9 protein-coding genes are annotated in these 9,915 nt (G+C 66.3%); 6 read left to right on the top strand and 3 right to left on the bottom strand.

Translation table 11 applies throughout. From position 1 onward, the window contains the following. Positions 1-102: 102 nt before the first annotated feature. The 4 genes from K2Y03_RS11890 (at position 103) to K2Y03_RS11875 (ending at position 3,321) form a co-directional block, all read left to right on the top strand. Positions 103-519: a MucR family transcriptional regulator gene (locus tag K2Y03_RS11890; RefSeq protein WP_294090910.1), complete on the top strand. Its 417-nt coding sequence runs from the start codon at positions 103-105 to the stop codon at positions 517-519. Between the two features lie 105 nt (positions 520-624). Continuing rightward, the gene (locus K2Y03_RS11885; protein WP_294090909.1) at positions 625-1,047 is read left to right on the top strand and encodes a Fur family transcriptional regulator; all 423 of its coding nucleotides are present in this window, start codon (positions 625-627) and stop codon (positions 1,045-1,047) included. Next, entirely contained in the window at positions 1,031-1,918 is an 888-nt protein-coding gene (locus K2Y03_RS11880; protein WP_294090908.1) for a 1-acyl-sn-glycerol-3-phosphate acyltransferase, read from the top strand. Before K2Y03_RS11885 ends, K2Y03_RS11880 begins: the two co-directional genes overlap by 17 nt. After that, a complete protein-coding gene (locus tag K2Y03_RS11875; protein ID WP_294090907.1) occupies positions 1,915-3,321 on the top strand; it encodes a glycoside hydrolase family 125 protein in 1,407 nt (468 codons plus the stop codon). The genes K2Y03_RS11880 and K2Y03_RS11875 overlap by 4 nt, the downstream gene beginning before the upstream one ends. A 92-nt stretch (positions 3,322-3,413) precedes the next feature. Here K2Y03_RS11875 and K2Y03_RS11870 read toward each other — a convergent pair whose 3' ends face one another. After that, the gene (locus K2Y03_RS11870; RefSeq protein ID WP_294090906.1) at positions 3,414-4,271 is read right to left on the bottom strand and encodes an oxidoreductase; all 858 of its coding nucleotides are present in this window, start codon (positions 4,269-4,271) and stop codon (positions 3,414-3,416) included. A gap of 102 nt (positions 4,272-4,373) precedes the next feature. Here K2Y03_RS11870 and K2Y03_RS11865 point away from each other — a divergent pair, with 102 nt between their 5' ends. Both K2Y03_RS11865 and miaB read left to right on the top strand, forming a co-directional pair. Continuing rightward, complete coding sequence (locus K2Y03_RS11865; RefSeq protein ID WP_294090905.1) at positions 4,374-5,279, top strand: LysR family transcriptional regulator; 906 nt, start codon at positions 4,374-4,376, stop codon at positions 5,277-5,279. Between the two features lie 32 nt (positions 5,280-5,311). Beyond that, positions 5,312-6,631 carry a tRNA (N6-isopentenyl adenosine(37)-C2)-methylthiotransferase MiaB gene (gene miaB / locus K2Y03_RS11860; protein ID WP_294090911.1) on the top strand — a complete coding sequence of 440 codons (1,320 nt, stop codon included), beginning with the start codon at positions 5,312-5,314 and terminating at the stop codon, positions 6,629-6,631. Here miaB and K2Y03_RS11855 read toward each other — a convergent pair. Both K2Y03_RS11855 and K2Y03_RS11850 read right to left on the bottom strand, forming a co-directional pair. Beyond that, positions 6,628-8,013, bottom strand: coding sequence for a DUF1501 domain-containing protein (locus K2Y03_RS11855; protein ID WP_294090904.1), 1,386 nt, complete (start codon positions 8,011-8,013; stop codon positions 6,628-6,630). The genes miaB and K2Y03_RS11855 overlap by 4 nt on opposite strands. Positions 8,014-8,026: 13 nt before the next feature. Continuing rightward, complete coding sequence (locus K2Y03_RS11850) at positions 8,027-9,772, bottom strand: DUF1800 family protein (RefSeq protein WP_294090903.1); 1,746 nt, start codon at positions 9,770-9,772, stop codon at positions 8,027-8,029. Positions 9,773-9,915: the final 143 nt, after the last annotated feature.

The following is a 9,915-nucleotide window of genomic DNA, read 5'->3' as shown; positions in this document are numbered from 1 at the left end:
GTTTATCGGTTGGTCATTAGGTCTTGCATCATCTGTCATATCGGCCGATAGCGTTGTCATCCATCGCCTGGCGATGAACAGTAGAGTTGAAAGGGGCGTCCCGTGGACCATGTATCTGAAATGCAGGAAACGCTGATCACGTTGACGGCGGACATCGTCGCTGCGCATGTCAGCAACAACAGTGTTGCCGTGTCGGACCTGCCGACGCTGATCGCCAATGTGCACAATGCGCTGAAAGGGCTGGATGGCCCGGTTGTCGAGCCCGAGGTCAAGCAGGAGCCGGCCGTGTCGATCCGCGCGTCGATCAAGCCCGACTACATTGTCTGCCTTGAGGACGGCAAGAAGCTGAAGATGCTGAAGCGCCACCTGATGACGCATTACAAGATGACGCCGGAACAGTATCGCGCCAAGTGGAACCTGCCGGCCGACTATCCGATGGTCGCCCCCAACTATGCCGAGCAGCGCCGCAGCCTCGCCAAGCAGATCGGCCTGGGCACGAAGCGCCGCAAGACGCGCTGAACCTGACGCAGCTGACCCAAGTGCCCTGCGCGAAAGCCGCGCGGGGCACTTTTCGTATGTGCGCCCCTCGGCTACACGCGGTGCAACGGGGTTAGGAGTCGGCCGGTGCCGCGCAAGATCGATCTGGAAGCACTTTGCAATCAAAAGGGGTTGCGCATCACCGAGCAGCGCCGCGTGATCGCACGCGTGCTGTCCGACGCGGACGACCATCCCGATGTCGAAAAAGTGTATGAGCGCGCCTCCGCCATCGACCCGGGCATTTCGATCGCCACCGTCTATCGCACCGTCCGCCTGTTCGAGGAGGCCGGCATCCTCGACCGGCACGATTTCGGCGACGGCCGCGCCCGCTATGAACCCGCGCCAGAGGCACACCACGACCACCTGATCGACGTGGAGACCGGCCGGGTGATCGAATTCGTCGACCCAGAACTTGAGCAGCTGCAAAAGCAGATCGCCGAGCGGCTGGGTTTCCGCCTGGTTGACCACCGGATGGAGCTGTACGGGGTCGCGCTTGACCGCAAGTCCTGACGGGGCAGCGCCGCCCACCCCGCGCGATCTGGCCGCCGCCGGCCAGCGCCCGCCGGTCAGCCTGATCGGCTGGGTGCGGCTGTGGAGCCGGGTTGCGCTGCTGGCACTGGCACTGGCACTGGTGTTGCCGTTCCACCTGCTGTGGCGGGTGACCGGCCAGCCCTCGCCTTTTCCGCGCCTGTTTCTGGGCATGGCCAGCCGCCTGTGCGGCGCGCGGGTCAGCCGATCGGGCACGCCGCTGAAGCGCGACGTGTTCTACATCGCCAACCATGTCAGCTGGATCGACATCCTGGCGATTGCGGGCACCAGCGGCACGGCCTTCGTCGCCAAGGCCGAGATCAACGACGCGCCCGTCGTCGGCTGGCTGGCGCGGCAGAACCGCACTGTGTTCGTCGCGCGCGAGGACCGGCTGGGGGTGGCAGACCAGATCAACCGGCTGCGCGATGCGTTGGCCGAGAACTGGTCGGTCACGGTGTTCCCGGAAGGGACAACGACCGACGGCTATTCACTGCTGCCGTTCAAGACGCCGATGCTGAAAGTGCTGGAGCCACCGCCGCCGGGCGTGATGGTGCAACCGGTGCTGCTCTGGTACGGGCGCGAGGCGCGCGAGATCAGCTGGATCGGCGCCGAGGGCGGGCAGGACAATGCCGTGCGCCTGCTTTCGCGCGCCGGCACCTTTCCGGTGCTGGTCGAATTTCTGGAGCCGTTCCACCCGCGCGACTTCCCCGGGCGCAAGGCAATCGCTGCCGAAAGCCGCCGGCGCATCGAGGAAGCACTGGCGCGCCATCTGGGCAGCTGGCCGCGCAGCTTCATCGGGCACGACGCCATGGCAAATGGCGCGCCCGTGCCCGAGTGGCCGGCAGGAATGTGACCACAGCGCTTACCCGGCGCGGCATCATCGCCGCAGCATCCACCGCACCGCTCGGCCGCGTGCTGGCCGCGCAGCCGGGTGATGATCGCCCCGCCCCAGCCGACCGGCGCTTCACCAGCCCGGCGGTAGAGGCCGAGCGCAGCGCCATCGCCGCACGCATCGCCAACCCCAAGATCCGGCGGTTGTGGAACAACTGCTTTCCCAACACGCTCGATACCACGGTCGCGCTCGGCGGCAGCGACCAGGTGCCTGATACGGTCGTCATCACCGGCGACATTCCGTGCCTGTGGCTGCGCGACAGTGCGTGCCAGGTGCGGCCCTATCTTCACCTCGCCGCGCGCGATGCAGCGCTGACCCGGCTGTTCCGGGGCCTGATCGGCCGCCATGCCCGCTCGATCCTGATCGACCCCTATGCCAATGCCTTCATGGCGGACCCGTCAGCCCCGACCAGCCTGGACTGGGCACGCGCCGACGTGACCGAGATGAAGCCGGGCGTTGCGGAGCGCAAATGGGAGGTTGATTCGCTGCTCCACCCGATGCGGCTTGCGCATGATTACTGGCGCGCCACTGGCGATGCGGCGCCGTTCAACACCGAATGGCGCGCGGCGATGGCGCTCGCGGTGGAGACACTGGTCGCGCAGCAGCGCCTGACGGGTGCCGGCCCCTATCGCTTTCAGCGCCGCGCACTGTCGGCGATCGATACACTGGCCGGCGACGGCTATGGCGCGCCATCGCGCAAGGTTGGGCTGATCCATAGCATGTTCCGACCATCGGACGATGCATGCGTGCTGCCGTTCCTGATCCCCAGCAACATCTTTGCGGTGCGCGCGCTCAGCGACCTGGCGACGCTGGCCGAGCTGGCTGCTGGCGACACCGCACTTGCTGCCGCCGCGCGGCAGCTGGCGGGGCAGCTGCGCACGGCCCTTGCCGCCCACGGCACGATGCGGCTGGCGGACGATGCAATTGTCTATGCCTATGAAGTCGATGGCTTCGGCAATGCGCTGTTCATGGACGATGCCAACATCCCCAGCCTGTCGAGCCTTGCCTATCTGGGGGCCTGTTCGCGTAACGACCCGCTGTTCCGCAGGACGGCCGCACGCGCCTGGAGCCGCGCCAACCCCTATTTCTACAGCGGGCGCGCAGGCGCCGGGATTGGCGGCCCGCATGTCGGCGCGGGCCAGATCTGGCCGATGTCGCTGATGGTGCGCGCCCTGTCGACCGACGATCCGGCGACCGTGGCGTTGTGCCTGAAAACGCTTGCCGCGACCGATGCCGGCACCGGCTTCATGCACGAAGCGTTTGATGAGGACGATCCCGCCCGCTTCACCCGCCCGTGGTTCGCCTGGGCGAACAGCCTGTTTGCGGAAATGATTCTGCAATTGCTGGGTCGCCACCGGTTTTAGGGCGTGATCGCCCCAAGCTACCCCCTCCCGCGAACGGGAGGGGGCTCGTCCAGATCGGTTTTCGGTGATCGCGCGGCCGATTTGTGCACGGTTCAGGCGTCGGCAAGTGCCGGCTCAAACGCAGTTGCGATGCCGGCTGCCTTCCAGGTGTCGAGGTCGGCGAGCCGCGCGACAAGGGTCTGCTCCCACATGCCGAATGCGTCTGCACCCATCATCAGCCGCATCGGCGCCGATGCCGCCTCGGTCACGGCAATCATCAGCTGCGCGGCCTTTGCCGGGTCGCCCGGCTGCGCGCCGGCGCTACCATAGAGGTAATCCTCCACCGGTGCGATCACGCCGCGATAAGCAGCGATCGGGTGCGCCGGGCGCATGTTGACGTCACCGGCAAATTCGGTGCGGAAGGCGCCAGGCTCGACCAGAGTCACCCGGATGCCCAGCGGCGCCACCTCGTCGCGCAGCGCCTCGCTCCAGGCCTCCAGTGCGAATTTCGCCGCGCAATAGGCGCCGAAGCCGCCCATCGAGACCAGCCCGCCGACACTGGTGAGATTGAGGATGTGGCCAGACCGTTGCGCGCGCATCGCCGGCAACACCGCGCGTGTGAGCTCGGCGGCGGCGAAGAAATTCAGCTCCAATTGGTCGCGCAGCTGATCAGCAGCGAATTCCTCGACCGCGCCCAGCGAACCACGCCCGGCGATATTGGCAAGCACGTCGATACGGCCGAATTTTTCCAGTGCTTCAGCCACTGCCCGGTTGCGCGCGGCGGCATCCGTCACGTCAATCGCGATCGGCAGTGCGCGATCGCCGTGAGGCATTGCCAGCGCCGCCAGCCGGTCCGCGCGGCGGCCGACCAGCACCGCACGCGCACCGCGCGCCAGCACTTCTTCCGCGAGCGCCAGGCCGAAACCGGACGTGGCGCCCGTGATGAACCAGATCTTGTCGTCGTGAACCATTTCGCATCTCCATGGCTTGCGGTTGATGCGATCGGTATTGCGCCTGGCACAAAATCAAACAATCCGGCTGGAATTACATAGACTGTTTGATATGATTCAGTAATGGATCGCGCGCTGCTTCCCCATCTGCCAAGCGTCCTCGCGGTCGCACGCAACCGCAGCTTTGCAAGGGCAGCCGCCGAACTGGGCATCGGCACCTCCGCCGTCAGCCACGCGATCCGCACCGCCGAGCAGCGGCTGGGCGCCCCGCTGTTCCGCCGCACCACGCGCAGCGTTACGCTGACCGAAGCGGGCGAGGCGTTCGTCGCGGTCGCGCAGCATGCCTTTGACCAGATCGGCGCGGCTGCCGATCGGCTGCAAACCGATCAGCGCGATCTGACCGGTGTGCTCCGCGTCAATGCGCCACGCGTTGCCTTTTTCATGGGATTGACGCCGATCCTGGCCGAAATGGCGCGCCGTCACCCGCGGCTGACGGTGGAAGTTGTAGGCGAGGATGCGCTGGTCGATGTCGTCGCCGAACGGTTCGACGCCGGAATCCGGCTGGGCGAGATGATCGCCCACGACATGGTCGCGGTGCGGATGACGCCGCCCTTTCGCGCGACGATGGTTGCGGCGCCCGCCTATCTTGCCCGGCAAGGTACACCCACCATGCTGGACGATCTGGCCGGGCATAACTGCATCGGTTTCCGGTTGCTCGCCTCGGGCGCGGTCTATGACTGGGAGCTGCTTGACGGCGAACGAGACGTGGTGGTGCCAGTGAATGGCACCGTGCGTGTGTCCGACCCCAGCTATGCGCGCGATCTGGCGCTGGCCGGCATCGGCATCGCCTATGTATTCGAACCGCTGGTCGCAGCGGATCTGGCCGCGGGGCAGCTGGTCGAAGTGATGCCGGCGGCTGCGATCGAGGAGCCGGGGCTGTTCCTCTATTACCCCCGCCGCGCCACCGATGACCGCAAGCTACGCGCCTTTGTCGAGGTGATGCGCGATCAGTTGCGCCGGACAGGCTGAGCGCCCCATTCCCCTTGGCGCCCAACCCGCCTATAGCGCGGGCGATGAACGCGCCTCCCAAGACTTTCCACGTCAAGAGCTTCGGCTGCCAGATGAACGTGTATGACGGCGACCGGATGGCAGAGCTGATGGCCGAACAGGGCCTGACCGCCGCCGACGACCCGTACGCCGCCGATCTGGTGATTCTGAACACCTGCCACATCCGCGAAAAGGCGACCGAGAAGGTCTATTCGGACATTGGCCGACTGCGAAAACATGGCCAGAACCCGATGATCGCGGTCGCCGGCTGCGTAGCCCAGGCAGAGGGCGAGGAAATCATCGCCCGTGCCAAAGTGGACGTGGTGGTGGGACCGCAGGCCTATCATAACCTGCCCGCCCTCGTCGCGCGCGCGGCCAAGGGCCAGGCCGCGCTCGACACCGACATGCCGGCCGAGAGCAAGTTCGCCGCCCTGCCCCGCCGCCGCCGGGTGCCGCCGTCCGCCTTTCTGACGGTGCAGGAAGGGTGCGACAAATTCTGCACCTATTGCGTGGTGCCCTATACGCGCGGCGCCGAAGTCAGCCGGCCGTTCGCCGCCATCGTCGATGAGGCCAAGGCGCTGGTCGATGCGGGCGCGCGCGAGATCACGCTGCTGGGGCAGAATGTGAATGCGTGGGACGATGACGGGCGCGGCCTGCACGACCTGATCGCCGCGCTCGACCGGATCGAGGGGCTGGCGCGCATCCGCTATACCACCAGCCACCCCAACGACATGGCCGACGGGCTGATCGCGGCGCACCGCGACATCGAAAAGCTGATGCCGTTCCTGCACCTGCCCGTGCAATCGGGCAGCGACCGGGTGCTGAAGGCGATGAACCGCAGCCATAGCGCGGGCGGTTATCTGCGGCTGCTGGACCGGGTGCGCGCGGCGCGGCCCGACATTGCGCTGTCGGGCGATTTCATCGTCGGCTTTCCCGGCGAGAGCGAGGCCGAGTTCGCCGAGACCTTGGCGCTGGTTGATGCGGTTGGCTATGCGCAGGCGTTCAGCTTCAAATATTCGCCCCGCCCCGGCACCCCGGCCGCGACCATGGCCGAGCAGATCGCGCCAGAGGTGATGGATGAGCGGCTGCAACGGCTTCAGGCCGCGCTCAACCGCGATCAGGCGGCGTTCAACGCGGCAAGCGTGGGTAAGACGTGCGACGTGCTGATCGAGCGCGACGGCAAGCTGCCGGGCCAGCGGCTCGGCAAATCGCCCTGGCTGCAATCGGTGATTGTGGCGGGCGACCATGCGATGGGCGCGATGGTGCCGGTGCAGATCACCGCCGCCGGCCCCAATTCGCTGACCGGCGCCGCGCGCGAAACCCAGCCCGCCTAACCCAGGAAGCCGACGTTCCAGCTCGACGGGTTGTAATTGCCGATATTGGGCAGCACGGTGGACATGTTGCCGCCGCTCACCCCGAACCAGCTGGCAAGGGTCGATGCATATTGGTCAACCGAAATGCCGGGCAGCAGGCGCCCCTGCCCCACGTCATCGGGCGTATTGTTGCCGATGGCGGGCGGCGTGCCATAGAATTGCTGGCCGCGCACCGCGCCGCCGACCACGAAATGCATCGAGCCCCAGCCATGGTCGGAGCCGTCATCGTTCGAGGCAAGCGTGCGGCCAAAGTCCGACGCGGTGAACGCCGTCACCCGGTCGGCAATGCCCATCTGCACCGTCGTGTCATAGAAAGCGCGCATCGCATTGGCGACGTTGGTCAACAGGCCCGGCTGCTGCGCCAGCAGATTGTCGTGCAGGTCGAAGCCGCCGATCGAGACGAGGAAGATCTGGCGCCGCGCGCCCAGTTCCTGGCTGACCGAGATCATCCGCGCAACCATGCGCATCTGGTCGGACAGGTTGCCCGCCTGGAACAGCGGAAAGTTGGCGGCGGGCGAGGTGGCAAGCGCTGAATTCACCTGGGCAAAGGTGTCGATCGCGCGGCGGCTGATGGTGGCATGTTCGGCGATGAAGTTGCTGGTGCCCGTCCCCTGCATCAGCTGGCGCAGCGTGCTGGCCGCCGTGGTCGAGCCGAACACAGTGGTCGCGTTGTTCAGGAGCGAGACCGGCCCGGTGGTGCCGACCGAGTACTGGATCGCCTGACGCCCGGTCAGGAACACCGCATTGCCGGTGGCGTTGATGCAGGTCAGCGTGGCGGTGCCATTGCCCGACTGCAACAGGTCGCCGATCCGCCCGCCCCAGCCCGAGGTTGCCCCTTCGGGATTGGAGGCCTGCCAGTAGCTTTGCTGGTCGTTATGGCTGAACAGCTTGGGCGGCAGGCGCACGCTGTTGGCGGTATATTGCGCCTTGGTCGTCGGCTGCACCAGCGTGCCGACGTTCAGCACCACTGCCATCCGCCCCGCATTCCACACCGGCATTAGTGGCGCGAGCGTGGGCGCCAGCGCATATTGCCGGCCGCCGGGCAGCGCGGTGATCGGGTTGAGGATGGTCGCCGCCAGATCCGCACGCGGAATGGCGAGGTTAGACCGGGCCGCCTGATATTGATTATAGCTCGCCTGATCATAGGGGGTGAGCGTGTTGGCGTAATCATTGCCGCCATACATGAACACGCACACCAGCGCGCGATAATCGGTGGAGACGGCCGCCGCTGCCTCGCCAATCGCGGCAAGGCTGGTCATGAAGGGGGCGGCCGAGCCGGCAATGCCAAGCGCGGCGCTGCGCTTCAGAAAGGCGCGGCGGGATTGATCGGTATTGATGTTCATCGCGGCCCCCGTTTCAGCGCTGCGTGATATATTCGGGCGACGCCATCGTCAGCAGGATGGCGGTATAGACCCGGTTGAGCGCGGCATTGGTCGCGGTGGTCGCGATGCTGTCCACCGCCGCGCGGATCGCCCCCACGGTCGCCGCGCTCAGCTGATTGGCGGCAAGCAACAGGTTGACCCGGTCGACCAGCGCCGTGCTGTCGGTCGCCAGTGCCACCACCTCGGCATAATCGGCGCGCACGTCATTGCCGATGCCGTTCTGGATCGCGGCCTGCATGTAATTGACATAGGCGATCACCGACAGCTCATTGGTGATCTGGAACTCGGGCGCGACCAGGTTGTTCGCCGAAAAGCTGGTATTGGGTGGCGAATAGCCGGGCCGGAAGAAGTTGAACACCGACGGGCTGCGCCCCATCGACTGGGCCAGGCGCGTATTGGCGCTGCTGGTATCGCCAATCGGCCAGAGGCCCCCCGCCGACGTGGCACGAAAAGCGCGCGCCCAGTTGGTCAACCGGATCACCGGCTCGCGCAATTTGCCGAAGGTTGGCTGGGTGAGCGTCGCGTCGCCCCGCGCCTCGGTATCGAGCAGGATGGCGCGCACCACCGCGCGCAGGTCGCCGCGCGTGCCCGATCCATTGTCGGCAAACACCTGCGACACGCGCTGGATATAGGCGGGCGAGGGATTGGAGGTGACCAGCCGCTGGATCAGCTGGCGCGAAATGAACGGCGGCACATTGGGGTGGGCGAAGATCGCATCGAGCGCGATGCGCACCGCCGTTGCCCCGTCCGACCCCGCTGGCACCGTCGCACCCAGGAAGCTCGACGTGCCCGTCTCGCGGTTGGCGTTGTTGAAGACGAGCGGCCGCCGCAACCGGTCCGGCGTCGAATTGTCCGTGCCATCGAGCGCGAAGCCGGTGAACACGCGGGCCAGTTGGGAGACATCGGTCTGGCTATAAGTATCAACCGGCTGCCCGCCGGACAGGACGAGCGAACCATCCATGTTGAGCCGGTTGAGACCGATGGTGAACAGCTGCATCAGCTCGCGGGCATAATTCTCATCAGGCACCGATCCCGTGGTGGGGTTGGCGCGGCGGTTGTTGAGATAGGTGAGATAGCTCGCCATCGGCGCGCTGAACGTGATGCGCTCCATCAGCGTGCGGAAATTGCCGAACGCATTGTCGAGCAGGATGTCGAGCCAGACCGCACCGGCAAATTGCCGCCAGCTGAGGTTAAGGCCATCGACCCCGATCACCATGATTTCCGACAGCGCCATGCCGACACGCTGGCGCAGCTGGCCGGGCTCGCTGATCATCTGCCGCCAGACGCTGTTGTCAAAACCCTGGCTGTTATTCTGGAAGGTGGTGGCGGTGTAGTTGTTGGCGACCAGCCAGTCCCAATGTGCTGTGCGCGGCAGTGCGATCTGGTCGTCGATCCATGTGCTGAACCCTCTCGACTGAACGGCGTCGATGTCGGCACCGGTGGCACCGAAGCTTGCCTGCTGCAGAAAGCGGCTGGCCTGCGCCGCGCTGATCGTGGGCGGCGGCGGAGGCGCTGGTGTCGGAGCAGGCGTCGGCGTTGGCGCAACGGCCACTGCGCCGCCACCACCGCCGCCGCTGCACGCGGCGAGCGCCCCGGCCGCCGCCACCGGCAGCACCGATACACCGCGCGGCAGCACGGGCGCCGCATCCGCTTTGGGCAGCACGTCGGCTTCCGCCGGCGCCATCAGTTCAGCGTCATGGTCACGCACATTGTCGCTCATGCAGTTCCCCCTGCATCACGTTCATCCCGGCACAGCGATAGTGCTATGTGGCGGACGTAAACGCAACAACAGCAGGCTAGGTAAAAGCCGCAATCACCCTGCGATGAACAGCCCGATCCACAGGGTACGCGGCACGCCGAGAT

Origin of the sequence: Sphingomonas sp., assembly GCF_019746015.1 — a bacterium.
Classification (GTDB): Bacteria; Pseudomonadota; Alphaproteobacteria; order Sphingomonadales; family Sphingomonadaceae; genus Sphingomonas.
This window is presented reverse-complemented; position numbering and strand designations above follow the sequence as displayed.